This is a genomic window from Halomonas sp. 328 (assembly GCF_015645095.1).
In the GTDB taxonomy this organism is placed as follows: domain Bacteria; phylum Pseudomonadota; class Gammaproteobacteria; order Pseudomonadales; family Halomonadaceae; genus Bisbaumannia.
On sequence record NZ_JADOTW010000009.1, the window covers coordinates 76,217 to 100,928 of the forward strand.

General features: G+C 65.6%; 27 protein-coding genes. 19 read left to right on the plus strand and 8 right to left on the minus strand.

What is annotated here, in order from left to right; genetic code table 11:
- Window positions 1-93: 93 nt before the first annotated feature.
- Together IHD13_RS06140 and IHD13_RS06145 are read right to left on the minus strand one after the other, a co-directional pair.
- Window positions 94-501 (minus strand): CBS domain-containing protein, encoded by a 408-nt coding sequence (locus IHD13_RS06140; protein ID WP_195860156.1) that lies wholly within the window; start codon window positions 499-501, stop codon window positions 94-96.
- A gap of 67 nt (window positions 502-568) precedes the next feature.
- Window positions 569-2,038, minus strand: a complete 1,470-nt coding sequence (locus IHD13_RS06145) for a dihydrolipoyl dehydrogenase (RefSeq protein WP_195860209.1) — start codon at window positions 2,036-2,038, stop codon at window positions 569-571.
- 212 nt (window positions 2,039-2,250) lie between these two features.
- Between IHD13_RS06145 and IHD13_RS06150 the strand changes: the two genes are divergently transcribed.
- A complete protein-coding gene (locus tag IHD13_RS06150) occupies window positions 2,251-2,550 on the plus strand; it encodes a hypothetical protein (RefSeq protein ID WP_195860157.1) in 300 nt (99 codons plus the stop codon).
- Between the two features lie 9 nt (window positions 2,551-2,559).
- Here IHD13_RS06150 and tpiA read toward each other — a convergent pair whose 3' ends face one another.
- On the minus strand, window positions 2,560-3,303 hold the full coding sequence (gene tpiA, locus IHD13_RS06155) for a triose-phosphate isomerase (RefSeq protein WP_195860158.1): 744 nt from the start codon (window positions 3,301-3,303) through the stop codon (window positions 2,560-2,562).
- Window positions 3,300-4,820: a glycerol-3-phosphate dehydrogenase gene (gene glpD / locus IHD13_RS06160; RefSeq protein WP_195860159.1), complete on the minus strand. Its 1,521-nt coding sequence runs from the start codon at window positions 4,818-4,820 to the stop codon at window positions 3,300-3,302. Before glpD ends, tpiA begins: the two co-directional genes overlap by 4 nt.
- A gap of 443 nt (window positions 4,821-5,263) precedes the next feature.
- Between glpD and IHD13_RS06165 the strand changes: the two genes are divergently transcribed.
- From IHD13_RS06165 to IHD13_RS06200, 8 genes are all read left to right on the plus strand, one after another.
- On the plus strand, window positions 5,264-6,073 hold the full coding sequence (locus IHD13_RS06165; protein WP_195860160.1) for an MIP/aquaporin family protein: 810 nt from the start codon (window positions 5,264-5,266) through the stop codon (window positions 6,071-6,073).
- Between the two features lie 69 nt (window positions 6,074-6,142).
- Complete coding sequence (glpK, locus tag IHD13_RS06170) at window positions 6,143-7,663, plus strand: glycerol kinase GlpK (RefSeq protein WP_195860161.1); 1,521 nt, start codon at window positions 6,143-6,145, stop codon at window positions 7,661-7,663.
- Between the two features lie 570 nt (window positions 7,664-8,233).
- The gene (locus IHD13_RS06175; protein ID WP_195860162.1) at window positions 8,234-9,322 is read left to right on the plus strand and encodes an ABC transporter ATP-binding protein; all 1,089 of its coding nucleotides are present in this window, start codon (window positions 8,234-8,236) and stop codon (window positions 9,320-9,322) included.
- 1 nt (window position 9,323) lies between these two features.
- Window positions 9,324-10,421: an ABC transporter ATP-binding protein gene (locus IHD13_RS06180; RefSeq protein ID WP_195860163.1), complete on the plus strand. Its 1,098-nt coding sequence runs from the start codon at window positions 9,324-9,326 to the stop codon at window positions 10,419-10,421.
- On the plus strand, window positions 10,418-11,287 hold the full coding sequence (locus IHD13_RS06185) for a carbohydrate ABC transporter permease (protein ID WP_195860164.1): 870 nt from the start codon (window positions 10,418-10,420) through the stop codon (window positions 11,285-11,287). Before IHD13_RS06180 ends, IHD13_RS06185 begins: the two co-directional genes overlap by 4 nt.
- A gap of 12 nt (window positions 11,288-11,299) precedes the next feature.
- Entirely contained in the window at window positions 11,300-12,217 is a 918-nt protein-coding gene (locus IHD13_RS06190) for a carbohydrate ABC transporter permease (protein ID WP_230086165.1), read from the plus strand.
- A gap of 11 nt (window positions 12,218-12,228) precedes the next feature.
- Window positions 12,229-12,501, plus strand: a complete 273-nt coding sequence (locus IHD13_RS06195; RefSeq protein WP_195860165.1) for a DUF2160 domain-containing protein — start codon at window positions 12,229-12,231, stop codon at window positions 12,499-12,501.
- Window positions 12,502-12,598: 97 nt separating this feature from the next.
- Window positions 12,599-14,341: an ABC transporter substrate-binding protein gene (locus IHD13_RS06200; RefSeq protein ID WP_195860166.1), complete on the plus strand. Its 1,743-nt coding sequence runs from the start codon at window positions 12,599-12,601 to the stop codon at window positions 14,339-14,341.
- A gap of 57 nt (window positions 14,342-14,398) precedes the next feature.
- Here the strand turns inward: IHD13_RS06200 and IHD13_RS06205 are convergent, their stop codons facing one another.
- A complete protein-coding gene (locus IHD13_RS06205; protein WP_195860167.1) occupies window positions 14,399-14,866 on the minus strand; it encodes a DUF6314 family protein in 468 nt (155 codons plus the stop codon).
- A gap of 24 nt (window positions 14,867-14,890) precedes the next feature.
- Between IHD13_RS06205 and IHD13_RS06210 the strand changes: the two genes are divergently transcribed.
- The 6 genes from IHD13_RS06210 to IHD13_RS06235 all read left to right on the plus strand — a co-directional run bounded on the left by IHD13_RS06210 (window position 14,891) and on the right by IHD13_RS06235 (window position 20,129).
- On the plus strand, window positions 14,891-15,763 hold the full coding sequence (locus IHD13_RS06210) for a carboxylate/amino acid/amine transporter (RefSeq protein ID WP_195860168.1): 873 nt from the start codon (window positions 14,891-14,893) through the stop codon (window positions 15,761-15,763).
- Window positions 15,764-15,835: 72 nt separating this feature from the next.
- Window positions 15,836-16,717, plus strand: coding sequence for an NAD(+) kinase (locus IHD13_RS06215; protein WP_195860169.1), 882 nt, complete (start codon window positions 15,836-15,838; stop codon window positions 16,715-16,717).
- 1 nt (window position 16,718) lies between these two features.
- The gene (locus IHD13_RS06220) at window positions 16,719-17,708 is read left to right on the plus strand and encodes a metallophosphoesterase (protein WP_195860170.1); all 990 of its coding nucleotides are present in this window, start codon (window positions 16,719-16,721) and stop codon (window positions 17,706-17,708) included.
- A gap of 472 nt (window positions 17,709-18,180) precedes the next feature.
- Window positions 18,181-19,029 (plus strand): rhomboid family intramembrane serine protease, encoded by an 849-nt coding sequence (locus IHD13_RS06225; RefSeq protein WP_195860171.1) that lies wholly within the window; start codon window positions 18,181-18,183, stop codon window positions 19,027-19,029.
- 9 nt (window positions 19,030-19,038) lie between these two features.
- Window positions 19,039-19,296: a YeaC family protein gene (locus IHD13_RS06230; RefSeq protein WP_195860172.1), complete on the plus strand. Its 258-nt coding sequence runs from the start codon at window positions 19,039-19,041 to the stop codon at window positions 19,294-19,296.
- A 29-nt stretch (window positions 19,297-19,325) separates the two neighbouring features.
- Window positions 19,326-20,129 (plus strand): DUF2797 domain-containing protein, encoded by an 804-nt coding sequence (locus tag IHD13_RS06235; RefSeq protein WP_195860211.1) that lies wholly within the window; start codon window positions 19,326-19,328, stop codon window positions 20,127-20,129.
- 77 nt (window positions 20,130-20,206) lie between these two features.
- On the opposite strand, the gene IHD13_RS06240 is transcribed toward IHD13_RS06235, so the two are convergent.
- The 3 genes from IHD13_RS06240 to flgA form a co-directional block, all read right to left on the minus strand.
- A complete protein-coding gene (locus tag IHD13_RS06240; protein WP_195860173.1) occupies window positions 20,207-20,656 on the minus strand; it encodes a flagella synthesis protein FlgN in 450 nt (149 codons plus the stop codon).
- Window positions 20,656-20,922: a flagellar biosynthesis anti-sigma factor FlgM gene (gene flgM / locus IHD13_RS06245; protein WP_195860174.1), complete on the minus strand. Its 267-nt coding sequence runs from the start codon at window positions 20,920-20,922 to the stop codon at window positions 20,656-20,658. The genes IHD13_RS06240 and flgM overlap by 1 nt, the downstream gene beginning before the upstream one ends.
- Before the next feature lie 102 nt (window positions 20,923-21,024).
- The gene (gene flgA, locus IHD13_RS06250) at window positions 21,025-21,711 is read right to left on the minus strand and encodes a flagellar basal body P-ring formation chaperone FlgA (RefSeq protein ID WP_195860175.1); all 687 of its coding nucleotides are present in this window, start codon (window positions 21,709-21,711) and stop codon (window positions 21,025-21,027) included.
- A gap of 163 nt (window positions 21,712-21,874) precedes the next feature.
- Here flgA and flgB point away from each other — a divergent pair, with 163 nt between their 5' ends.
- The 4 genes from flgB (at window position 21,875) to flgE (ending at window position 24,707) form a co-directional block, all read left to right on the plus strand.
- Window positions 21,875-22,288, plus strand: a complete 414-nt coding sequence (flgB, locus tag IHD13_RS06255) for a flagellar basal body rod protein FlgB (RefSeq protein ID WP_195860176.1) — start codon at window positions 21,875-21,877, stop codon at window positions 22,286-22,288.
- Between the two features lie 27 nt (window positions 22,289-22,315).
- Window positions 22,316-22,723, plus strand: a complete 408-nt coding sequence (gene flgC / locus IHD13_RS06260; protein ID WP_195860177.1) for a flagellar basal body rod protein FlgC — start codon at window positions 22,316-22,318, stop codon at window positions 22,721-22,723.
- A 3-nt stretch (window positions 22,724-22,726) separates the two neighbouring features.
- The gene (flgD, locus tag IHD13_RS06265; protein WP_195860178.1) at window positions 22,727-23,416 is read left to right on the plus strand and encodes a flagellar hook assembly protein FlgD; all 690 of its coding nucleotides are present in this window, start codon (window positions 22,727-22,729) and stop codon (window positions 23,414-23,416) included.
- A gap of 73 nt (window positions 23,417-23,489) precedes the next feature.
- Window positions 23,490-24,707, plus strand: a complete 1,218-nt coding sequence (flgE, locus tag IHD13_RS06270; RefSeq protein WP_195860179.1) for a flagellar hook protein FlgE — start codon at window positions 23,490-23,492, stop codon at window positions 24,705-24,707.
- Window positions 24,708-24,712 lie beyond the last annotated feature (5 nt).

Sequence of the window (24,712 nt, forward strand, 5' to 3'; positions counted from 1 at the left end):
CGCCCGGGCGGCTTTTCTTTGCCTGAGACGCGGCGGGAACAGACGGCAAACGCCCCGGACGATGCCGGGGCGGGGAGAGGGGAACCGCAAGCGTCAGCGTTTGCGCATGCGCAGGATGGCGTTGAGGATATCGCGGCGGGTGACGATGCCCACCAGGCGTTCCTGTTCCACTACCGGGTAGACCTTGGGCTTGGTGCCCAGCATCTCCTGGGCCAGGTCGGTGATGCTCTTGTTGGGCGACACCGATAGCACCTCGTGGCGCATCAGCTCCTTGACCAGCGGTGGCTCGTCATTGAGGTAGGTGCTCTCCAGCAGTTTGCCCAGCACGTCCTGCTCGGAAATGAAGCCGATCAGGTGGTCGCGGTCGTCGACGACCGGCGCCCCGGGCAGGCGGTGGAGTGCCAGCCCCTCGACAAGGTTGGACACCGAGGCGTTACCGCGGACTCGGTAGCAGTCGCGGGACATGATCTCACGGACGGTGGTAGGCGCCTTGTTGGGCATGGCGGTTCTCCTTTGCTGCGGTCGCACCGGCCCGCTGGGCGGGCCGGCAGGTCGAGCGATGCCGTGGTCAGTCGCCGGGGCCACACTCCATGCAGCGTTCGACGATGCGTTCGCCGAGTTGGAGGTTGGCGTTGAGGTCGCGCAGTGCGGTGCGGACGCCCTCCTCGATCACCGGGTGATAGAAGGGCATGGCCAGCATCTGCGCCACCGTCAGCCGCTGCTGCAGGGCCCAGGCCAGCAGGTGGGCCAGGTGCTCGGCGCGAGGCCCGAAGATCTCGGCGCCGAGGAAGAGGCCGCTACCCTGCTCGGCATAGACCCGCAGCAGGCCGCGATTGACTCCCATGACCCGGGAACGGCCCTGATCCTCGAAGGAGACCTCTCCCGTGGCCAGGCAGTCGCAGCCGCCGTGGCGTCGCTCGAGTTCAGCATAGCCGAGGCCGACGGTGGCCATCTGTGGATCGCTAAACACTACGGCCAACGGTGCGCGGCGCTGGGCGGCGCGCAGCTCCGGGTAGCGGCCGGCGTTGTCGCCGGCGATGCGTCCCTCGTCGCTGGCTTCGTGCAGCAGCGGCAACTGCTGGTTGGCGTCCCCGGCGATAAAGACATGGCTGGGGCCGCCGTCGGCGTTGCGGCACTGCAGGGTGTGGGGGCTGAAGTCGGGGATGCCACGCTCGTCCAGGGCGAGACCGGCCGCCTCGAGGTCCAACTGGTCCACGTTGGGACGCCGTCCGGTAGCCGCCAGCAGGTAGTCGAAGCGCTCGGTCAATCGCTCGCCGCTGTGACGCTCGATAAAGGTGATCACCACCGCCTCGCCATCCCGCTCGATGGACTCCACCCTGGCGTCCGGGTCGACGTAGAACTCCCGGTTGAAGGTGCGGTCGGCGTAGTCGCGCAGCCGCTCGTCCTGCAGCGGGCCCAGGGCGCCGCCGACGCCGAACAGGCGGATGCGCACCCCCAGCCGATGCAGGGCCTGGCCCAGTTCCAGGCCGATCACCCCTGGGCCGAAGATGGCCACCGACTCGGGCAGGTCGTCCCACGCGAAGAGGTCATCGTTGACCACCAGGCGGTCGCCGGCGGCGTGGAAGAAGTCCGGGTAGCTGGGTCGCGAGCCGGTGGCGATCACGATGCGCCGGGCATGCACGCGGGTATGGTCATCCACGACCAGGGTGTGGGGGGCGACGAAGCGCGCATGGCCGCGCAGGCGATCGGTCTCGGGGATTCGCTCCACCGAGTCGACCACGAAGCCGACGAAGCGATCCCGCTCACGCTTGACCCGGTCCATGACGGCCTGGCCATCGATGCGCACTCGGCCCACCACCCGCACCCCGAAGAGATCGGTGTGCCGGGCCTGGTGGGCCGCCTCGGCGGCGGCGATAAGCAACTTGGAGGGCATGCAGCCGACCCGGGCACAGGTGGTGCCATAAGGACCGGACTCGATCATCACCACCTCGCCGCCATGTTGCTTGGCGGCCCGATAGGCCCCGAGGCCGGCGGTGCCGGCGCCGATAATGGCGACATCGACCTGGCGTTCTTGCATCATGCGTTCCTTCTTTCATTGAGAGGGGTGGCCCTGGAACCTCGGCGCGCGAGACCCTTCCAATCTAGTGAGTCGTCGGCGGGGGTGCCATGGCGCTGGTCGCAAGGAGTATCTCGGGCGAGTGGTGCTAGATAAAGTTGATTGGGTTGAATGATTTGATAGACGCTGACAATTGAGTGGCGCTATCCACTGCGAGGGGGAGGCGAGCCATCATGGATGCACGCGAATACCTGGCCAGGAAGGGGCTGGCGATCGGCAAGGACGAGGACAAGCCCAATACCCTGGAGGAGCTGGCCTGGTCCCGGGCGCGCCAGTCCGGGCAGCGCCCGCCACGGGCGGGCACGCCCCACGACTGGGAGGACTGGGCGCGCTATCACGACGAGCTGGCCGGCGAGGCCGAGCGGCTCGGCCAGAAGATCGACCCCGAGGCGCACCTGCACTACGAGGCCGAGGGCCATGCCGAGGCGCCGCTGATACGGCCCCGTGGCCGAGGCAAGACGGGGGCGAGCTAGGTTATGGTGTCAGAAAGCGTCACAGATGGCATGGAAGGCGTCGGCATCCAGAGAGGCGCCCCCCACCAGGGCGCCATCGATGGACTCCCGGGCGAAGAGGTCGCCGGCGTTTTCCGGGGTCACACTGCCACCATAGAGGAGGGTGACCCGCGCGGCGGTCTCGCCGGCGTGGTCGTGAAGTCGTTGCCGTAGCGTTCGGTGAACGGCCTCGGCCTGGTCGGGGCTCGCGGTCAGGCCGCTGCCGATGGCCCAGATCGGCTCGTAGGCGATCATCACTCTTGGCAGGTCCGCTGGAGCGATCGTCTCGAGCGTCGGCTTCACCTGTTCCAGAATGACCCGCTCGGCGTGGCCGGCGCGTCGCTGCTCCAGCGTCTCGCCGAGACACAGCACCGGCGTCAGGTCCTCCGCTAGGGCGCGAGCGACCTTGGCGGCGATCCGGGTATCATCATCGCCGGCACGTTGGCGACGCTCCGAGTGGCCTACCAGCACCAGTTGGCATCCACACTCGCGTAGCATGGCGGCACTGACCTCGCCGGTATAGGCCCCGGCATCCGCCTCGCTGAGATCCTGGGCCCCCAGGTTCAGGCCGCCTTCCGCCAAGGGCTGGTGGGCCATGGCGAGATAAGGGAAGGGCAGGCAGAGGGCGGCCGAGTGGCGGGGCGTGCCGTGGGCTTGCCAGCGTTCCAGCCAGCGCTCGAGCCGGGCCCTGCTGCCATTCAATTTCCAGTTCCCGATGACCCTGGGGCGACTCATGAAGTGGCCTCCCCGAGAGAGGTGGCTTGACCCTGGGACGCGGCCAGGTAGGCCTCGAGACGCTGACGCTCCGCCTCGCTGAGCCGCAGGCCCAGCTTGGTGCGGCGCCACAGGATGTCCTCGGCGCTGCGCGCCCACTCCTGCTCCACCAGGTAATCTACCTCGCGGCGGCTAAGCCCCGCCCCGAACTCCTCCCCCAGATCGGCCTCCTCCCGGCAGTCACGCAGGAACTCCAGACACAGGCTGCCGTAGCTGGTGGCGAAGCGTCGCGCCCGGGCTTCGCCCAGGAAGGGGTAATCCGCCAGCAGCCGTGTCACGAAGGCGGTTTGGCTGCCGATATCGCCGCCGGGCAGGGGGGCCTCGGCGGTCCAGGCCGGGCCCATGCCGGGCAGGTGCGGGGCCAGTTGGGTCAGGGCGGCCTCCGCCAGCTTGCGGTAGGTGGTGATCTTGCCGCCGAACACCGACAGCAGGGGCGCTCCCTCGGTGTCCAGGTCGAGGGTGTAGTCACGGGTCATGGCGGAGGGGTCGGTGGACTCGTCGTCGCACAGCGGGCGGACCCCCGAGTACGAGGAGACCACGTCGTCGCGGCTCAGCTGGGTGCGGAAGTGCTCGTTGACCACGGCGAGGATATAGCCGGTCTCCTCGTCGCTGATATGCACCTGGGCCGGGTCGCCCCGGTAGCGGCGGTCGGTGGTGCCGATCAGGCTGAAGTCCTGCTGGTAGGGCAGCACGAAGACGATGCGACCGTCCTGGTTCTGCAGGATATAAGCGCGCTCGTCGGCGTGGATCCGCGGCACGATCAGGTGGCTGCCCTGGATCATGCGAATGCCGTAGCGGGAACGTCGCGGCGTCCGCTCGCGAATGAACTCCTCCACCCAGGGGCCCGCCGCATTGACCAGTGCCTTGGCACGGCGAGTCAGGCGCTCGCCGCTCGCCATCTTCTCCAGGTCGAGTTCCCAGACGCCATCCACCTGACGGGCCGCAACGCAGCGGGTGCCGACCAGGACCTCGGCCCCCTGTTGCATGGCCTGGAGGGCATTGAGTACCACCAGGCGGGCATCGTCCACCCAGCAGTCGGAGTACTCGAAGCCCTGGGTGATCTCGGGTTTGAGAGGGCCCTGGCCCGCGAAGCGCAGGCGCCGGGAGCCGGGCAGGCTGTCGCGCTTGCCCAGGTGGTCATAGAGGAAGAGGCCGGTGCGGATCATCCAGGCCGGGCGCAGGTGGGGGCGGTGGGGCAGGATAAAGCGCAGCGGCCAGATGATATGGGGCGCCTTCTTGAGCAGCACCTCCCGCTCCTTGAGGGCCTCACGTACCAGGCGAAACTCGCGATGTTCCAGATAGCGCAGGCCGCCGTGAATCAGCTTGCTGCTGGCCGAGGAGGTGGCGCTGGCCAGGTCGTGTTGTTCGCACAGGGCGACCTTGAGGCCGCGGCCGGCGGCGTCGTTGGCGATGCCGGTGCCGTTGATGCCGCCGCCGATAACGAAGAGATCGAGAAGAGGAGGAGTCTGCGAGGCCATGGTGTGCTTCCGTTGTCGTTATGAATCCGAGAAAACGTCGGTGATTGAAAACGAAAATAGAAGAAGGGCGGTTGAACATCAAGCGTTCGCGGCGAGCCATTTCCCCGTCGGCGGCGGGCAGGGGCGATGGGAGATATTTAATCAATTGATTTTTAATGATTTTATCAAGGGGTCTTCGAGGTGAAGCGGGGCGGCGCTCGGCGAGGTTAGACGAATGTCGTATCCGCTGGGAGTGCGTTTTTGTTGTGTGTCGGCGCCTGGATGGCTAGATTCGTGATCGTAATCAAACATTGATGGTGGTTTGGGGTTCGGTTTCATTCGCCGTCGATGGTTGAGTGTCCTCTGTTGGAGTGCCGACCTCGCGGAATGCCTTGCGGCGGCTGGGGAGCGGTCGCGACATGACATGACATGACATGACAACGAAAACGATAACGGAGAGCGTGATGACTCCTTTTCTGGGTGAGCTAATCGGAACGATGATCCTGATCATCTTCGGCGGCGGGGTGGTTGCCGGGGTGGTTCTCAAGGGCTCCAAGGCGGAGGCCAGCGGCTGGATGGTGATTACCTTAGGCTGGGGGCTGGGGGTCGCCATGGCCATCTATGCGGTAGGCCAGTTCAGCGGCGCCCATATCAATCCGGTGGTCACGGTCAGTCTGGCCGCCATTGGGGAATTTCCCTGGCGCCTGGTGCCCGTCTATGTCATCGCTCAGTTGATCGGCGCCTTCGTGGGCGCCGTGGTGGTCTGGCTGCATTACTTTCCTCACTGGGAGGCCACCGAGGATGCCGATGCCAAGCTGGCGGTGTTCTGTACCGCGCCGGCCATTGCTCATACGCCGGCCAACCTGATCAGCGAAATCGTCGGTAGTTTCGTGCTGGTGCTGGGGGTGCTGGCCATCGGAGCCAACACCTTCAGCGAGGGCCTCAATCCGCTGATCATCGGCCTGCTGATCGTGGCCATCGGCCTTTCCCTGGGCGGGACCACCGGCTACGCCATCAATCCGGCCCGCGACCTGGGGCCGCGACTGGCCCATTGCCTGTTGCCGATTCCCGGCAAGGGCGGCAGCAACTGGAAATATGCCTGGGTCCCCGTGGTGGGGCCGCTACTGGGCGGCATCGCCGGCGCCCTCTTCTATCGGCATGTGTTTATCGAGAACAGCGGGCTGGCGGTGGGGGTGGCGCTGGGTGTCGTCGCCATCAGCCTGGTCACCGGGGTCCTGGGGGCCCTGAAACGCCCTTCCGCGGCGGATGCCTGAACCTTCCCGGACAGGTCCGCCCGTATGCCTCACAATGACAACAACCGTTGAGTCAGGAGTCTGAACGTCATGCACAAGCCCTATATTCTCGCCTTCGATCAAGGCACCACCAGCTGTCGTGCGATTCTCTTCGATCGCGATGCTCGCATCGTCGGGATCGCCCAGAAAGAGTTCACTCAGCACTACCCCACGCCGGGTTGGGTCGAGCACGATGCCATGGAGATCTGGGGCAGCCAGATGGGGGTCGCCCGGGAGGTGCTCGAGACCAACGGCATCAAGCCCTCCGAGGTGGCCGCCATCGGCATCACCAACCAGCGCGAGACCACCGTGGTCTGGGATCGTCACACCGGCCGGCCGATCTACAACGCCATCGTCTGGCAGGATCGCCGCACCGCGGAATTCTGCGATGAGCTCAAGGCCCAGGGGCTGGAGGCCTATATCCGTGACACCACCGGCCTGGTGGTCGATGCCTATTTCTCCGGCACCAAGGTGCGCTGGATCCTCGATAACGTGGAGGGGGCCAGGGAGCGGGCGGAGCGGGGCGACCTGCTGTTCGGCACCATGGACAGCTGGCTGGTGTGGAACCTGACCCGCGGCGAGCGCCACATCACCGACGTCAGCAACGCCTCCCGCACCCTGCTCTACAACATCCGTGGCCTGGAGTGGGATGGGCGCATGCTGGATGTGCTGGGCATTCCCTCCAGCATGCTGCCCGAGGTGCGCTCCTCCAGCGAGGTCTATGGCACCACCGGGGCCGAGATGTTCGGCGGCGCGCGGATTCCCATCGCCGGCATCGCCGGTGACCAGCAGGCGGCCCTGTTCGGTCAGGCCTGCTTCGAGCAGGGCATGGTCAAGAATACCTACGGTACCGGCTGTTTCCTGCTGATGAATACCGGCGAGACCCCGGTGCCGTCGAAGTCCGGGCTGCTGACCACCATCGCCTGGGGGATCGACGGTCGGGTTCAGTATGCCCTGGAGGGTTCCATCTTTATCGCCGGGGCCGCGGTGCAGTGGCTGCGAGACGAACTCAAGCTGATCGACTCCGCCGAGGACTCCGAATACTACGCCGGCAAGGTGGACGATGCCGGAGGCGTCTATGTGGTGCCGGCCTTCGCCGGCCTGGGGGCTCCCTACTGGGACATGTACGCTCGTGGCGCCATGTTCGGCCTGACCCGGGGCACCCGCAAGGAGCACATTACTCGGGCCACCCTCGATGCCCTGGCCTACCAGACCAAGGACGTGATCGATGCCATGCAGGCCGACTCGGGGATTACCCTCAAGTCGCTGCGGGTGGATGGGGGCGCGGTGGCCAACAATATCCTCATGCAGTTCCAGGCCGACATGCTGGAGGTGGACGTGGAGCGCCCGCGCCTCACCGAGACCACGGCGCTGGGTGCCGCCTACCTGGCGGGCATCGCCGTGGGTATCTGGACCCAGCAGGAGGTGGCCGCCAAGGGAGAGCTGGACCAGAGTTTCTCTCCGCAGATGGCGCCTGAGCTGCGTGACCGCAAGTACCGGGGCTGGAAGAAGGCGGTGAAGCGCACCATGGATTGGGCCCGTGAGGATGCCGAAGAGGCGGCCGCCGACTGAGCGGCCCCGACAGTCTCTCTCGTAGACCCTTGCCCCGACCCGTTCGGGGCTTTTTTGTCCGGTGACCCCGGCGCGAGTCGCGAGGCGATGGCACGCGTAGGAGGGTCGTGCCTGACTCATTCTTTCCGAAAATTAGTGTTGTAAATAGAACATCGTGCCTCTCACCCCAGCCACTGGCCTGGGGCGCCCGCGCTGGTGCCTCGCCTTATGCCCTGTCTGATATTTAAATGATTGAAAATCATTGGTTTTTCAATCTCCTATTCTTTCCTTCCGAGGACTTTCGGGAAGGGGGAGGTGATCGAAAAATCGTTGAGACTAAGGTCTAGTGTATTTAATCGCGCCTTCTATTGCCGTTCACCCAGAGCTGAACTAGTCTGGTTGTCGTAAACGAACATTTTGTTTTCGTTTGTGGGTCCTGAGGGCGCGCCTTGGCGGCACGTCTTCTCTCACTGAACACGAGTCGGTCACGGCCAACTGCCCGGCCGCCACCCAGCAAGAGGGCTTCGATCCCACCCTGAATTTCGCGACGAAGATCGACGACAACGACAACAACTCTCGAGCGAGCACACCATGTCACTGAAACTCGAATCCATTGACCATGTGGTCAATGGCAACACCCATATCGAGGGGGTTGATCTGGAGCTGGCCCCCGGCTCCTTCAATGTCCTGCTGGGGCGAACCCTGGCCGGCAAGACCACCCTGATGCGCCTGATGGCGGGTCTCGACCGCCCCACCCGTGGACGCATCCTGATGAACGGCGAGGACGTCACCGGCGTGTCGGTACGCCGCCGCAACGTCTCCATGGTCTATCAGCAGTTCATCAATTACCCCACCCTGACGGTGTTCGACAATATCGCCTCGCCGCTGCGCCTGGCCCGGGTGCCCAAGGCCGAGATCACCCGCCGTGTCCACGAGGTGGCGGAAATGCTGCACATCGCCCACCTGCTGACCCGCTACCCCCAGGAGCTCTCCGGGGGCCAGCAGCAGCGCACCGCCATGGGGCGGGCCCTGGTCAAGGATGCCGATCTGATCCTCTTCGACGAGCCCCTGGTCAACCTGGATTACAAGCTCCGCGAGGAGTTTCGCCAGGAGCTTCGGGAGCTGTTCAAGGCGCGCAACTGCATCGCCGTCTACGCCACCACCGAACCCAACGAGGCCCTGGCCCTGGGGGGCAAGACGGCGGTACTCCACGAGGGGCGCCTGCTGCAGTACGGGCGTACCGAAGACGTCTACCACCGACCGCGGGATCTGCTCACCGCCGAGATGTTCTCCGAGCCCCCCATCAATGTGGTGCCGGCGCTGGTCTCCGGCCGTGAGGTCACCTTCGATCGCAGCATGCACTTTGCCCTCAACGAGGACCTGGGATCCCTCGCTCCCGGGCAGTATCACTTCGGGGTGAGGCCCTCGCATATCGGCCTGGCGCCCCAGGCCGACGATGACCTGGAACTGGAGGTGCGGGTCGAACTGGCCGAGATCAGCGGCTCCGAGACCTTCCTGCACGTGGGCAACGAGCTCTTCTCCCTGGTCCTCCACCTGGCGGGGGTGCACGAGTTCTCGGTCGATCAGCCCCTCAAGGTCTATCTGCCGACCCACCGGGTCTATGCCTTCGACCGGGAGGGTGCCGTGGTGCATGTCCCGTCGCACCTGGGAGGGAAGTGAGATGGCGCAAATTACCCTCAATGCCCTGGCGCATAGCTACAGTCCCACCCCCTCTGGGCCCGAGGACTACGCCATTCGCCAGATGAGCCATGTGTGGCAGCAGGGCGGCGCCTATGCCCTGCTGGGGCCCTCCGGCTGCGGCAAGTCGACCCTGCTCAATATCATCTCGGGGCTGCTGGAGCCCTCGGATGGCGAGGTGATCTTCGATGATCGCATCGTCAATGCGCTGCCTCCGGAGGAGCGCAATATCGCCCAGGTTTTCCAGTTCCCGGTGATCTACGACACCATGACGGTGTTCGATAACCTGGCCTTCCCGCTGCGCAACATCAAGACGCCGGAGGCGCAGATCAAGGCCAAGGTGGAGGAGGTGGCCGATATCCTCGACCTGACTCCGTTGCTCAAGCGCAAGGCCAAGAACCTGACCGCCGACGAGAAGCAGAAGGTCTCCATGGGGCGCGGCCTGGTGCGTGACGACGTCTCTGCCATCCTCTTCGACGAACCGCTGACGGTGATCGATCCCCAGCTCAAGTGGAAGTTGCGCCGCAAGCTCAAGGAGATCCATCAGCGCTTCAATATCACCATGATCTACGTCACCCATGATCAGCTGGAGGCCTCCACCTTCGCCGACAAGATCGCGGTGATGTACGAGGGGCAGGTGGTGCAGTTCGGCACCCCCCGTGAGCTCTTCGAGACTCCGGCCCACACCTTCGTGGGCTATTTCATCGGCAGTCCCGGCATGAACTTCCTGGAGGTCTCCCTGACCCCCCAGGGGCTCGTCTTCGGGAACCTGCCCATCCCGGTGGCGCCGGCCCTGCTCGAGGCGGCTCGCCGCAGCGGTTCGAGCAATATCAAGCTGGGCATTCGTCCCGAATTCATCGAGGTGAGCGAGGTTCCCGGCGCGGACACCCTGGCGGTCGAGGTGGAGGACGTTCAGGACCTGGGGACCTACGCCATTCTCTCCTTCCGGCTCGGCCACGGCGCCTTCAAGGCGCGCCTCGGCGAGGGCGTCTCTCTGAAGGGGCCGCGGGCCCAGGTGCGGCTGCCCGCCGACGCCACGCATCTTTATATCGATGAATACCGGGTGGAGGTGGCCCAATGAACAAGGTACAGAACAACCGGGCCTGGTTCCTGATCCTGCCCATGCTGCTGCTGGTGGCCTTCTCCGCCATCATTCCCCTGATGACCGTGGTCAACTACTCGGTTCAGGACGTCTTCGACCCCAACACTCGTTTCTTTACCGGGACCGAGTGGTTCGTGGCGATGCTCAACGATCCGGCGCTGCAGAGCGCCTTGCTGCGGCAATTCGCCTTCTCCTTCACCATCCTGGCGATCCAGGTCCCCCTGGGCATCGGCATCGCCCTGCTGATGCCCAAGCAGGGGTGGCGGGCCTCCCTGGTACTGATCCTGGTGACCCTGCCGCTGCTGATTCCCTGGAACGTGGTGGGCAGCATCTGGCAGATCTTCACCCGTGGCGATATCGGCCTGATGGGCTGGGGGCTACGCGAGCTGGGCTACGGCTACAACATCACCCGTAACCCGGTGGATGCCTGGGCCACCATCATCCTGATGGACGTCTGGCACTGGACGCCGCTGATCGCGTTGCTCTGCTATAGCGGGCTGCGCTCGATTCCCGAGGCCTACTACCAGGCGGCACGCATCGACCGCGCCTCGCGCTGGGCAGTGTTCCGCTATATCCAGCTGCCCAAGCTCACCAATGTGCTGGTGATCGGTGTGCTGCTGCGCTTCATGCACTCCTTCATGATCTATGCCGAACCCTTCGTGCTCACCGGTGGCGGCCCGGGCAGTTCCACCACCTTCCTCAGCCAGTCCCTGGCGATCATGGCCATCGCCCAGTTCGATGTCGGGCCGTCGGCGGCCTTCTCGCTGATCTACTTCCTGATCATCCTGCTGGTCTGCTGGGTGTTCTACACCGCCATCATGAACCTGCAAAAAGACAAGCGCTGACCGGGGGCCACCATGAATCCGAGTACCGATACATTGACCACGCCCGACCGTCAGGCGGACCATCGCACCGATTCCGAGGCGCCCAAAGCGCAGGTGGCGACTCGCGCCGAGCGCCGCAACCCGGGCGCTTCGAAGGGGCGTTCCCGGCTGCTGCTGGGGCTTTACCTGCTGTTTATCCTGTTGCCGATCTATTGGTTGCTGAACATGTCGTTCCAGACCAATAGCGAGATCCTCGGCACCCTGTCGTTCTGGCCGCAGAACTTCACCTTCGATAACTACGCCAAGATCTTCACCGACCCTACCTGGTACATGGGGTACGTGAACTCCATCGGCTATGTGCTGATGAACATGCTGATCAGCATCGCGGTGGCACTGCCCGCCGCCTATGCCTTCAGCCGCTACCGTTTCATCGGTGACAAGCACCTCTTCTTCTGGTTGCTGACCAACCTGATGGCGCCGCCGGCGGTCTTCCTGTTGCCCTATTTCCAGCTCTACTACTCGGTGGGGCTCTTCGATACCCATGTCGCCGTGGCCCTGGCCCACTGCCTGTTCAACATTCCCCTGGCGGTATGGATCCTCGAAGGCTTCATGAGCAGCGTGCCCAAGGAGGTGGACGAGACCGCCTATATCGATGGCTACAGCTTCCCGGCCTTCTTCGTGAAGATCTTTATCCCGATGATCCGCTCCGGGATCGGCGTCACCCTGTTCTTCCTGTTCATGTTCTCCTGGGTGGAGCTGCTGCTGGCGCGGACCCTGACCGCCACCAATGCCCAGCCGATCGCTTCCATCATGACCCGCACCTCCACCGCCTCGGGCATCGACTGGGGCACCCTGGCCGCGGCCGGGGTGCTGACCATCATCCCCGGTATCGTGGTGGTCTACTTCGTGCGCAACCATATCGCCAAGGGCTTCGCCCTGGGCCGTACCTGAGGAGTCATGTCATGTCCTGGATGGTCTGGACCCTACCCACGGCGGTGTTCTTTTCCACCATCGCCGCCATGCTGGCCGGCATGACGGCCTGGGAAGTGATCTCGCCCTCGGTGGAGCGCAAGGGCTTCCTGCCGATTGCCACCACCCGCGGTGATCGCCTCTTTATTGGCCTGCTGTCCGCCGCCTATATCCATCTGGCGGTGATCGGATTCACTTCCCTGAGCATCTGGCTCGCCCTGGCCGTGTCCGTGGCCTGGCTGCTGATCCTGATGCGCTGGGGCTAGTCGAGGAGAAGAGCACGCAAGCGCAGCAATGCCCGCGGCAGGGACGCCGCCATCATCCCAAGGCCAGGATGGCTTCCATAAGCGAGAAGAGGTCAATATGAAGAACAACAGACTGGGCCTGGCGGTCGTCGCCTCCGGGCTATTGATCGCCTCGGGCGGGGCACACGCCATCGATGATCAGCGCCGGGCCGCCATCGAGCGCTGGGTGGACGAGGTCTTCCAGCACTCCACCCTGACCCGCGAGCAGCAGATCGCCGAGCTGGAGTGGTTTGCCCGGGCCGCCGAGCCGTTCCGCGGCATGAGCATCAATACCGTGGCGGAGGGGCTGGCGACCCACGAGTACGAGCGGGATGTCCTGGCCCGGGCCTTCGGCGAGATCACCGGCATCGAGGTGACCCACAACATCATCGGGGAGGGTGATGTGGTGGACAACATGCAGACCCAGATGCAGTCGGGGCGCAATATCTACGATGCCTATGTGAACGACTCCGATGCCATCGGTACCCATATTCGCTATGGCACCACCATCAACCTCTCCGAGGCGATGGCCAACGAGTGGGCCGATTTCACCCTGCCGAGCCTGGACCTGGATGACTTCATCGGCATCCAGTACACCACCGGTCCCGATGGTAGCCTCTATCAGCTGCCCACCCAGCAGTTCGCCAACCTCTACTGGTTCCGCCATGACTGGTTCCAGCGCGAGGACCTCCAGGACCAGTTCCGCGAGCGCTACGGCTATGAGCTGGGCGTGCCCACCAACTGGACCGCCTACGAGGATATCGCCGAGTTCTTCTCCGTGCATGTCCAGGAGATCGATGGCGTCCGGGTCTATGGCCATATGGACTATGGGCGGCGGGATCCCTCCCTGGGCTGGCGTTTCCACGACTCCTGGCTCTCCATGGCGGGCATGGGTAGCCCGGGAGTGCCCTTCGGCAACCCGGTGGATGACTGGGGCATCCGTGTCGATGACCAGAGTCGCCCGGTGGGCGCCAGCGTCAGCCGTGGCGGCGCCACCAACTCGCCGGCCTCGGTCTTCGCGGTGACCAAGATGGTCGACTGGTTGCGTGACTATGCGCCCCCCGAGGCCCAGGGCATGACCTTCGGCGAGGCGGGGCCGGTGCCGGCCCAGGGCAATATCGCCCAGCAGATCTTCTGGTACACCGCCTTTACCGCCGACATGACCGATCCGGGGCTGCCGGTGACCGATGACGAGGGCAACCCCCTGTGGCGCATGGCGCCCTCGCCGGTGGGGCCCTACTGGGAGGAGGGCATGAAGGTCGGCTATCAGGACGTGGGCTCCTGGACCTTCTTCGACTCCACCCCGGAGGATCGGCGCACCGCGGCCTGGCTCTTCGCCCAGTTCAGCGTGGCCAAGACGGTCTCCCTGGAGAAGCTGCTCCATGGCCTGACGCCGATTCGCCGCTCCGATATCTTCTCCGACACCCTGACCGAGATGGCGCCGCGGCTGGGCGGGCTGGTGGAGTTCTATCGCAGCCCCAACGAGTCCAACTGGACGCCCACCGGGACCAACGTGCCCGACTACCCGCGCATGGCGCCCCTGTGGTGGCAGAACCTGGCTCCGGCGGTCAGCGGCGAGGTGACGCCGCAGCAGGCGCTGGACAACCTGGCCGCGGGCCTCGACAACCTGATGGGGCGCCTGGCCCGGGCCAATGTCTTCGAGACCTATGCGCCGCTGCTCAATGACGAGCGCGATCCCGAGTTCTGGCTCAACGAGCCCGGCGCCCCCAAGCCGCGCCTGGAGAACGAGCGGCCGGCGGGGCAGACCGTGCCCTATGACCAGATGATGGAGGAGTGGATGGCCGCCGGCACTCGCTACTGAGCATCGGTTGCCAGCGTACGAGGCCCCGGGCAGCGCCTGCCCGGGGCCTCTTGGTGTTCAGCGCCGGTAGCGATAGCCGAGGTGCTCGTCCTTGCGGGGCCCCTGGATGCGCCAGGAGAGGTCGAAGCCGTCTTCCACCAGTGCCAGGTGGGCCCGGTAGCGATCCGCGCCGCACAAGTGCGCCTCGGCGCTGACCAGGGTCTCCGGTCCTTCGGCGATCAGGTCGAAGAGCCATACCGCCCGGTCGGCGCCGCGCCGCTCGTGGAAGAGGGCGATACGGGCGTCGCCGATTTCCCAGCGGTAGCAGTTGCCGAAGGGGACCGGCGTCGATCGCCCCTCGAGGAGAAAGGTACCGCTCTCGTGGAAGCGGATCGTCTTGCCTTGCGCCTCCTCGCACACCTCGACCCGGACCTCACCCCGGGCCCGGCCCGCCCAGCCACTGCGGGAGTCGGGGCCCGGGCGTGAGACGAAATCGAGTCGGCGGATACTGGTCAGGCGCTCGGCGAGGCGTATAATCGCGGTCAACTTTTCTTATCCTTGGGGTTTACCATGGGCTATCTGATCGGAATTACCGGCCTCTGGGCCTTCTCCTTCTCGCTGATCGGCGTCTACCTGGCCGGCCAGGTGGACAGCTACTTCGCGGTGCTGGTGCGCATTCTGCTGGCGGCGCTGCTGTTCCTGCCCTTCCTGAAGCCGCGCCGGCTACCGGGCGGCCAGAAGCTGGCGCTGATGGGCATCGGTGCCATCCAACTGGGGCTGATGTATATCTTCTTCTACCAGTCCTTCCTGCTGCTGTCGGTGCCGGAAGTGCTGCTCTTCACCATCTTCACGCCACTCTACGTGACCCTGCTCGATGATGCCCTGGCCCGTCGCTTCTCGCCATTCTACCTGGTCACCGCGGCCATCGCCGTCCTGGGGGCGGCGGTGATCCGCTACGACGGGGTGGACAGCGGTTTCTGGCTGGGTTTCCTGGTGGTGCAGGGGGCCAACCTCTGCTTCGCCTTCGGTCAGGTGGCCTACCGTCACCTGGCGCCGCGGCTGCCCGGGGATCTGCCCCAGCATAGCGCCTTCGGCTGGTTCTACCTGGGGGCCCTGGCCCTGGTGGTGCCCGCCTTCCTGCTCTTCGGCAACGCCGAGCGGCTGCCCTCCACGGCAGTGCACTGGGGCGTGCTGGCCTGGCTCGGGCTGGTGGCCTCGGGGCTCGGTTACTTCCTGTGGAACAAGGGGGCGACCCTGGTGGATGCCGGCGCCCTGGCGATCATGAACAATGCCCTGGTCCCGGCGGGGCTGCTGGTCAACCTGCTGATCTGGAACCGCGAGGCGGACCTGCCGCGGCTGGCCCTGGGCGGCGCCATCATCGTCGGCTCGCTGCTGGTCAACGAGTGGTGGGTGCGTCGCCGCGGCCTGCCGGCCCGGGCCTGAGCCCCAGGCCAGGTTTGCTCGGGTCTCTTCGGGGCCGCATAATGAGCGGCCCCGAAGGGAGACGCCGAGCCTATGACAGCCTTCAAGACCATCGGCCTGATCGGCCGCCTGGGCAGCGCCCAGGTCGTGGATACCCTCAAGCGCCTGATCCGCTTCCTCCATCAGGGGGGCTACCATGTGATCCTCGAGGATCGCACCGCCACCGTGCTGCTCGACCACGGCCAGCAGGAGGCCAGCCGCAGCCTGCTGGGCGAGATCTGCGACCTGGTGATCGTGGTGGGGGGCGACGGCAGCCTGCTGGGGGCGGCCCGCGCCTTCTGTCGCAGCGGCACCCCCGTGCTCGGCGTCAATCGCGGGCGCTTGGGGTTTCTCACCGATATCTCCCCGGACGACCTGGAGGAGAAGGTCGGGCAGGTGCTGGGCGGCGACTACGAGATCGAGGAACGCTTCCTGCTCGACGCCGAGGTCTATCGCAACGATGCCCCGGTGGGCGGCGCCGATGCCCTCAACGATGTCGTCGTGCACCCCGGCAAGGCGGTGCGCATGATCGAATTCGAGCTGTTCATCGATGGCCAGTTCGTCTATAGCCAGCGCAGCGATGGCTTGATCATCGCCACCCCCACCGGCTCCACCGCCTATGCCCTCTCCGGGGGGGGGCCCATCGTTCACCCGCGCATCGATGCCATCACCCTGGTGCCGATGTTCCCGCATACCCTCTCCAGTCGCCCCATCGTCATCGATGCTGCCTCGGAGATCCGCATTCATATCGGCGAGACCAACGAGGCCTATCCCCACGTCAGCTGCGATGGCCAGACCCGGGTGGTCTCCAAGCCCGACGATGTCCTCTATGTGCGGCGCAAGCCCCAGCGGCTGAAACTGGTGCATCCGCCGGGCCATAATTTCTACGAGGTGTGCCGCAACAAGCTCGGCTGGGGCAGCCGTCTAGGGAGCTGACATGAATCGCGTCGAAGGCTATGACCTGATCGGTGACGTCCACGGCTGTGGCGCCACCCTGGGGGCCCTGCTCGAGAAGCTGGGGTATCACCAGCGCGGCGGTGTCTACCGCCATCCGCGACGCAAGGCGATCTTCCTCGGCGACCTGATCGACCGGGGACCGCGAATTCGCCTGGCGGTCACTATCGCCCGGCGCATGGTGGAGGAGGGCGAGGCGCTGATCGTGATGGGCAATCACGAGTACAACGCCCTGGCCTACTGCCACCCGGATGGCGATGGCCAGGGGTGGCTGCGGCCCCACAGCCCCCGACATAACCGCATCATCAAGGAGACCCTGGAGCAATACCACGACCACCCGGCGGAGTGGGACGACACCCTGGCCTGGTTCATGCAAATTCCGCTGGTGCTCGATCTCGAGGGGCTGCGGGTGGTGCATGCCTGCTGGGATCACGCCCTGGTGGCCGCGCTCAAGGCCCGGCTGCCCGAGGCGCGCATGGATGACGCCTTCCTCCGCGAGTCGGTGCATCCCGGGACCGAGGCCTTTCGCATCCTCGATCGCCTGACCCGGGGCAGCCACCTGCGGCTGCCGGAGAACATCAGCATCCACTCCGGGGATGGCTTTACCCGCCAGAGTTTCCGCACCCACTTCTGGGCCCACCACCCGCGCACCTATGGCGACGTGGTCTTCCAGCCCGACAACCTGCCCGGCGACTTGGAGTGGCGCCCCCTGAGTCGCGGCGAGCGGGAGAGTCTCAGCTACTACGGTCCCGAGGAGCCGCCGCTGTTTATTGGCCACTACTGGTGCGAGGGCATCCCGGCCCTGCCGACCCACAATATCGCCTGCCTCGACTACAGCGCGGTGAAGTTCGGTCGCCTGGTGGCCTACCGCTGGAGCGGCGAGGCGCGACTCAATGCCGACCACTTCGTCTGGGTAGAAGTGCCCCGGGACGAGCAGGCCCGGCCGCGGCCCTGGGAGATCGACTGCGATTGATACAAAGGGTTACAAAATTCCCGGGAACGGCACTGAACCAAGTCGTCAGCCGACCATCTCAGTAGGTGTTCCCTTGAATGATCCCTTGCTCTTGTCCGGCGGCCCCCTCCGCCGGACTTTTTCTTTGTGCCTTGGAGCTGAAAGAGTGGGCCGCGGCGGCCCGCTGATCCTGGATCCGGTCGGACTTTTTCTTTTGCGGTTGTCAAAAATGGCCGCGGCGGCCCGCTGATTCCGGTTCCGGCCGGACTTTTTAGGTTCTTCGTACTCTGATGTGAACACCATTGTGGGAGCGCGGATTCCGCGCGATATCGCCCGAAGGGCGATCCTGGTAAGCCCCAAGGCGCCTGGCGGCGCCAATCGCTCGGAATCCGAGCTCCCACAGAAACCACGGTGGTGGCTTGGGGGTGACATAGGGCCTTGCCTAAGCCGCCAATGGTAAACTAGCCGGGAACCCTTCGAGGACCGCTGCCCCATGTACAAGGTGTTGACCCTGCCCCGCGATGTGGATACCCGCCCCCTGCGTCAGGCCCTCTGGGCCCACCGCATCGGTCATCGCTTCACCGAGGACGAGGAGGGCTACATCCTGTGGCTGGCCGACCCGGAGCAGCATCAGCAGCTACTGCAGCTCATCGAGCGTTGGCAGCGCGGCGAGCCGCTGATGCCACAGGGGGCAGCGCGGCGCAGCGCCCCCCAATCCCCCGCCTGGTTGACGCCCTTCCGCCTGGCGCCGGTCACCGCCAGCCTGCTGGCGGCCTGCCTGGCGGTCTTCGGCCTGATGGCGCTATTCGGCGATCTGGTGATTGCCTGGCTTGCCATCGTGCCCCTGGCGGTGGCCCGCGGCAGCCTGGTGGTGGGCGATATGAGCGACGTGCTCTTCGGACAGCCCTGGCGGCTGTTTACCCCGGCGCTGCTGCACTTCGGCTGGATGCACCTGATCTTCAATATGCTCTGGCTCTGGTATTTCGGGCGCCAGATCGAGGCGCTGCATGGGCGTGGCCGCATGCTGCTGATCGTGGCCCTGAGTGGTGTGGGGGCCAACCTGGCCCAGTACGCCACCGGCACGGTGCTCTTCGGCGGCATGTCCGGGGTCGACTTCGCCCTGCTCGGCTATGTGTGGCTGATGTCGCGGCGGGCCCCCCAGAGCGGCTTCTTCGTGCCCCAGATGCTGGTGGTCTTCATGCTCGGCTGGATGGTCTTCACCATGACCGACATGGCCGCGGCGGTGGGCTTCGGCAACGTGGCCAACGAGGCCCACCTGGGCGGGCTGGTCGTGGGCCTGGCCCTGGGCTGGTATTATTCGGGCCGCGCCCGCCAATCCTGAGGAGTGACCATGAGCGAGATGACCTTCGAGAAGATGATTCGCCAGATGACCCCGGCGATCTATGCCAGCCTCAAGCAGGCGGTGGAGCTGCGCAAGTGGCCCGACGGGCGTCGCCTCAGCGAGGCGCAACTGGAGCTCTGCCTGGAGGCGGTGCTCAAGTACGAGGTGGAACACGGCGTCCCGGAATCGGCGCGGGTCGGATACCTGGAGCGCACCAGCTGCGGTTCCCAGCAGAGTGGCGAGGACGAGATCAAGTGGGTGAACTGAGTACACTGGCCAGCGGCTGCCTGAGCAAGATGGCCATCGAGCCGGGGCAGGGGAGCGAGCCGGCCCGCTATGCGCTGCGCGCCGGCGACTGGCGCATCGACCTCAATGAGCGCCTCGGCCGCCCGCTGCGGCTGACCTGGAGCGGCGCCATCGCCTGCACCCACTGCGGCCGGGCCACCCGGAAGAGTTTCGCCCAGGGCTACTGCTACCCCTGTTTCAAGAAGCTCGCCCAGTGCGATACCTGCATCGTCAAGCCGGAGACCTGTCACTTCTTCGCCGGCACCTGTCGCGAGCCGGAGTGGGCCGAACGTCACTGCTTCCAGCCCCATGTGGTCTACCTGGCCAACTCCTCGGGACTCAAGGTGGGCATTACCCGGGGCACCCAGGTGCCGACCCGCTGGCTCGACCAGGGCGCCATCCAGGCCTTGCCGATCCTCGAGGTGGCGACCCGCCAGCAGTCGGGCCTGGTGGAGACCCTGTTCAAGGAAGAGGTGGCCGATCGCACCAACTGGCGGGCCATGCTCAAGGGGGAGGTGGCGCCGCTGGATCTCGTCGAGGAACGGGATCGGCTGCTGGCGCGGCTGGATAGCGGCCTGGCGGCGCTGCGCGAGCGCTTCGGTGCCGAGGCCATTCGCGTTGTCGATGCCGCCCCGGTCAGCCTCGACTATCCGGTCGTGGAGTACCCCCGCAAGATCGTCTCCCACAACTTCGACAAGCAGCCGGTGGTGGAGGGCACCCTGATGGGGCTCAAGGGGCAGTACCTGATCCTCGACAGCGGGGTGATCAACCTGCGCAAGTTTACCGGCTACGAGGTCACGCTCGAGGCGGCCTGACGTCACCAGCAAACGGCAAGACACGACATCGCCCAGGCCTTGGCCTGGGCGATGTCGTTGGTGCGAGAGGCGAGGGCTCAGGCCCGGGAGCTGACCCGGCTGTCACGCTGGCGGGCCTGGCCATCGGGGCCATAAAGCGGCGTGCCGGCGGCCTCGCGCAGGAAATCGAGCATCTGCTGATTCTGGCGCATGCGCTCGAGAATCAGCTCGCCATTGGTGGCGTTGAGTTCGCGAACCCGCTCGGCCAGGGCCATCAGGGCCTGCCAGGCGTCCAGGCAGTCGGCATCGAAGGCGGCCTGGCGAGCGCCTTCGCGACCCTCGGCGTAGCCCAGCCTGGCCTGGGCCTGGCGGCGCTGGCGCTCCAGGGTATCGAGCTCTTGAAACAGGCGCTGCTTGGTCTCGGCCAGGCGGGCGAGTTCGTCGCCATCCACCCGGGCCCTGGCCAGGGCGCTGGTCTCCTCGCGCAGGGTCTCGAGCAGGGCGTCGAGGCGCCGCTGCTGGCGCGCGAGGTGCGTGGCCAGGCCCATCAGAGCTCTCCGAGGCTCTTGATCAGACCATCGGCGATGCGCTCGGCGCGCACTTCCAGCCGCCCTTCGCTGATCGCCTGGCGAATCTCGTTGACCCTCAGGCTATCGATGTCCTGACTGGCGTCCTGGGCCTTCTGGCTCAGGTGCGCCACCGCCGCCGGGGTGCTCGGGGGCTGCCCCGCCGCGCCCTTGGCGGTCGCCTTCTCCTGGCGGTGGGTCTCCGCCTGAGTGGGTCGCTGGGGGGGATGAGAATTGTCGATCTTCACGCCTAATGCCTCTCGCCGGGGGTGCTTACCCCTATTATCGGCGCTCGCGCCGCTGACTTTAACCCCGTGACCAAGAAAATCGCCGGCTTCTCGGTGGGGCGCTCAGAACGTCACGGCCAGGCGCCCGGGGCCGATCACCTCGGCTTCGATGATCTCGCGGCCGCTCAGACGCACCCGCACCCGCTCGCCGCGCCCGCCCTCGTCCAGGGCCTCGCCCTCGCGGCTGACCCGGAAGCCCTGGCCCCGGGCCTCGACCACCACCCGCTGGCGGCGCTCCACCAGCGGCTCGGCACGCAGCATCGACGCCAGCAAGGGGCGACCCTCGTTTATCGGGCGGGTCAGTTGCAGGCCCAGGGCCGTCTCGATCTCCGTCACCGCCTGGTGGGGCAGGCGGCTCAGGTCGCCGCGCTCCAGGCGCAGGTCATCCGGGCCCAGGCGTTCCCCCGGGCGCAGTTGGCGCGCCGCCACCGGGTAGTCGCCGAAGAGCGTCAGCTGGGCCTGGAGATACCGCACCTGGCGGCCGTCCTCGCCGCAACGCACCCCCACCGAGACCCGCCCCGGGGACAGCGCCCGCTGGCCCGGGATAAAGGGGGTCGGCGACTCGCAGGCGGGGAACTGCGCCGTCGGGGGGTGGACCTCGATCATCACTTCGTCGCCGAGGGCCCGGCTCTGGTCATAGAGGAAGGCATGCACCGCCTCGAGCAGGGGCGCGTCGTCGCTCTCGGCCGCGACCGAGAGAGGCAGCAGCAGGACCAGGGCGAGGAGCAGCAGGCGTGGCAGCAGTGACATGGTGAGTCGCCGGGGAGAAGTGTGGCCTTCGATTCTATGCCCACCGGCGGCGCCGAAGCAGTCGAAATGACCGCGAATTGCGCGGCTGTTCATGCCTTTGGCCTGACAGGGGGATGGCTATCCTTCACCCTCGTCTTTTTCTATCGGCCACGGGGACGTGCCCATGATCGATCAGCTGTCCGAGTCGCTGCGCTTCCATCAGGAGGCCCTGAGCCTGCGCAACCAGCGCCACGAGGTGTTGGCCAGCAATATCGCCAACGCCGATACGCCCAACTACAAGGCGCGTGACTTCGATTTCGCCAGCGAGCTGTCCCGGGTGATGAGCCAGGGGCGGGCCGCCGGGGCCGGCCTGGGCCTGGCCACCACCTCGGCGCGGCATCTGCCCGGCCAGGGGCCGGCTTCCGGGCTCAACGACCTGCTCTATCGGGTGCCGGACCAGCCGAGCCTGGACGGCAATACCGTCGACATGGACCGCGAGCGCACCCAGTTCGCCGACAATGCCGTGCGTTATCAGGCCGCCCTGACCCTGATCAATAGCCGCATCCAGGGCCTCAAGAACGCCATGCAACCCGAGTGATCGTCTCGCGGCTAAAGGAGCAGCCATATGTCGATGTTTTCCGTTTTCGATATCTCTGGGTCGGCCATGAGCGCCCAGTCCCAGCGCATGAACGTTACCGCCAGCAACCTGGCCAATGCCGATAGCGTGGCCGGCCCCGATGGTGAGGCCTATCGGGCCAAGCAGGTGATGTTCGAGACCCAGGCCCAGGGGCGTCACGGCGTCGGCGGGGTGCGGGTCACCCAGGTGGTGGAGGACCCCGGCCCCATGCGGCTGGAGTACCGTCCCGAGCACCCCCTGGCCGATGAGCAGGGCTATGTGACGATGCCCAACGTGGAGCCGGTGCACGAGATGGTCAACATGATCTCCGCCTCGCGCTCCTACCAGGCCAACGTTGAGGTGATGAACACCAGCAAGCAGTTGATGCTCAAGACCCTGACCCTGGGAGAGGGCTAAGCCATGACTTCACCGATCGGTAATAACGTCCTCGGCAGCATCAACGGCGGCGGCAACGCCAACCTGGGGCCGCGCCAGTCCCAGGAGCTACGCGAAAGCTTCATGACCCTGCTGATCACCCAGCTGCAGAACCAGGATCCGCTCAATCCCATGGAGAACGCGGAGATGACCTCGCAGCTGGCGCAGATCAATACCGTCAGCGGCATCGAGCAGCTCAACGAGACCCTCGATGGCATCACCTCCCAGATCGAGGCGGGCCAGAGCCTGCAGGCCAGCGCCCTGATCGGTCAGGGGGTGCTGGTGCCCGGCGATCGGGTGCTGCTGGACCAGGATGAGGACGGCAATGCCTTTACCACCCCCTTCGGCGTGGAGCTGGCGCGCCCCGCGGAGAATGTGCGGGTGACCATCGTCAATGGCGATGGCCAGGTGATCAATCGCTACGACCTGGGCCCGGTGAGTGCCGGGGTCGACTCCTTCAGTTGGGATGGCAAGACCAGCGAGGGGGAGACCGCCGCCCCCGGGGCCTACCGGGTGCGGATCGAGGCCACCCAGGGCGATGACGCCGTCGCCGTGACCGCCCTCAACTTCGCCATGGTGGGCGGGGTGATCCCCGGGGCCAATGGCGGGGTGAAGCTCGACCTGGGTGCGGTCTATGGCCAGGTGGGCCTCGAGGACATCAAGCAGATCCTGTAACGCGACTGACCCATAACGACGCCCGGCAGGGGCGCGACAACAAGCATTTTTCACTTACGCAGAGGAAGTCAGAATGAGCTTTTCCCAGGCACTGAGTGGCTTGAACTCCGCCGCCTCCAAGTTGGGCGTGGTGGGCAACAATATCGCCAACTCCCAGACCGTCGGCTTCAAGGGCTCCGGCGTGCAGTTCGCCGATGTCTATGCCGGCTCCGTGGGCCTTGGCACCCGGGTCAGCGCGGTACTGCAGAACTTCTCCGAGGGCAACCTGGAGACCACCAACCGCAACCTGGACCTGGCCATCGCCGGCCAGGGGTTCTACCGCTTTCAGCAGCCCAGCGGCGAGGTGATCTACTCCCGCAACGGTCAGCTCTCCATGAACGCCGATGGCGACCTGGTCAATGCCCAGGGCGCCAAGATCATGGGCTATGGCCTGGAAGATGCCAACGACCCCTTCTCCGCGGTGGCCGCCGGCGGCGAACCGGTGGCCATCAATGTGCCTTCCGACGATATGCCGGCCCAGGCCACCGAAAACCTGAATCTCAAGCTCAACCTGGATGCCGGTGAGCCGGTAATCGCAGCGGCTTTCGATGCGGATGACTCCACCACCTATAACTATTCCACCTCCGCCAGCGTCTTCGACTCCCAGGGCAATGCCCGCAACCTGACGCTGTTCTATACCAAGACCGGAGCCAATACCTGGGAAGTCAATGCCCGTCTTAGTGGTGGCCCTGCTGGAGCCGGTGAGCATTTCGACAGTATTGGGGACCTGACCTTCGATGCCAATGGTGTGTTGAATGGCTATACCTCGGAGAACCTCACCTTCCCCCTGGCGGGAGAGGGGTTCGCGGATCTGACATTCGATTTCGATATGACCGGCACCACCCAGTTCGCCAATACCTCCACGGTCAATGATCTGACTCAGGATGGCTATACCTCCGGGACCCTGGTGGGCATCACGATCGAGAGCAATGGCACCGTGATGCGCAACTACTCCAACGAGAAGTCGCTGGCCGCCGGTCAGATCGTCCTGGCCAGCTTCCGCAACCCGGAGGGCCTGAAGCCGGAGGGCGATAATGGCTGGGTGGCCACCGAGGCGTCGGGGGCGGAGCTGCGCGGGGTTCCCGGAACCGGCCTGCTGGGCACCGTCGAGTCCGGGGCCATCGAGACCTCCAACGTGGACATGGCCCGGGAGCTGGTGGAAATGATCGTCACCCAGCGGGCCTACCAGGCCAACTCCCAGACCATCAAGACCCAGGATGAGGTCCTGCAGACCGCCATCAACCTGCGCTGATGGGA

Coding starts and splice junctions, on each gene's coding strand:
- IHD13_RS06200 (WP_195860166.1), top strand. CDS start 12,599: ATGAAGAACAACAGACTGGGCCTGGCGGTCGTCGCCTCCGGGCTATTG.
- IHD13_RS06140 (WP_195860156.1), bottom strand. CDS start 501: ATGCCCAACAAGGCGCCTACCACCGTCCGTGAGATCATGTCCCGCGAC.
- IHD13_RS06230 (WP_195860172.1), top strand. CDS start 19,039: ATGAGCGAGATGACCTTCGAGAAGATGATTCGCCAGATGACCCCGGCG.
- IHD13_RS06240 (WP_195860173.1), bottom strand. CDS start 20,656: ATGGGCCTGGCCACGCACCTCGCGCGCCAGCAGCGGCGCCTCGACGCC.
- IHD13_RS06175 (WP_195860162.1), top strand. CDS start 8,234: ATGTCACTGAAACTCGAATCCATTGACCATGTGGTCAATGGCAACACC.
- flgA (WP_195860175.1), bottom strand. CDS start 21,711: ATGTCACTGCTGCCACGCCTGCTGCTCCTCGCCCTGGTCCTGCTGCTG.
- IHD13_RS06190 (WP_230086165.1), top strand. CDS start 11,300: ATGAATCCGAGTACCGATACATTGACCACGCCCGACCGTCAGGCGGAC.
- flgE (WP_195860179.1), top strand. CDS start 23,490: ATGAGCTTTTCCCAGGCACTGAGTGGCTTGAACTCCGCCGCCTCCAAG.
- IHD13_RS06235 (WP_195860211.1), top strand. CDS start 19,326: ATGGCCATCGAGCCGGGGCAGGGGAGCGAGCCGGCCCGCTATGCGCTG.
- IHD13_RS06220 (WP_195860170.1), top strand. CDS start 16,719: ATGAATCGCGTCGAAGGCTATGACCTGATCGGTGACGTCCACGGCTGT.
- IHD13_RS06225 (WP_195860171.1), top strand. CDS start 18,181: ATGTACAAGGTGTTGACCCTGCCCCGCGATGTGGATACCCGCCCCCTG.
- tpiA (WP_195860158.1), bottom strand. CDS start 3,303: ATGAGTCGCCCCAGGGTCATCGGGAACTGGAAATTGAATGGCAGCAGG.
- IHD13_RS06145 (WP_195860209.1), bottom strand. CDS start 2,038: ATGCAAGAACGCCAGGTCGATGTCGCCATTATCGGCGCCGGCACCGCC.
- glpK (WP_195860161.1), top strand. CDS start 6,143: ATGCACAAGCCCTATATTCTCGCCTTCGATCAAGGCACCACCAGCTGT.
- IHD13_RS06165 (WP_195860160.1), top strand. CDS start 5,264: ATGACTCCTTTTCTGGGTGAGCTAATCGGAACGATGATCCTGATCATC.
- flgD (WP_195860178.1), top strand. CDS start 22,727: ATGACTTCACCGATCGGTAATAACGTCCTCGGCAGCATCAACGGCGGC.
- IHD13_RS06150 (WP_195860157.1), top strand. CDS start 2,251: ATGGATGCACGCGAATACCTGGCCAGGAAGGGGCTGGCGATCGGCAAG.
- IHD13_RS06180 (WP_195860163.1), top strand. CDS start 9,324: ATGGCGCAAATTACCCTCAATGCCCTGGCGCATAGCTACAGTCCCACC.
- IHD13_RS06210 (WP_195860168.1), top strand. CDS start 14,891: ATGGGCTATCTGATCGGAATTACCGGCCTCTGGGCCTTCTCCTTCTCG.
- IHD13_RS06215 (WP_195860169.1), top strand. CDS start 15,836: ATGACAGCCTTCAAGACCATCGGCCTGATCGGCCGCCTGGGCAGCGCC.
- flgC (WP_195860177.1), top strand. CDS start 22,316: ATGTCGATGTTTTCCGTTTTCGATATCTCTGGGTCGGCCATGAGCGCC.
- IHD13_RS06185 (WP_195860164.1), top strand. CDS start 10,418: ATGAACAAGGTACAGAACAACCGGGCCTGGTTCCTGATCCTGCCCATG.
- IHD13_RS06195 (WP_195860165.1), top strand. CDS start 12,229: ATGTCCTGGATGGTCTGGACCCTACCCACGGCGGTGTTCTTTTCCACC.
- flgB (WP_195860176.1), top strand. CDS start 21,875: ATGATCGATCAGCTGTCCGAGTCGCTGCGCTTCCATCAGGAGGCCCTG.
- glpD (WP_195860159.1), bottom strand. CDS start 4,820: ATGGCCTCGCAGACTCCTCCTCTTCTCGATCTCTTCGTTATCGGCGGC.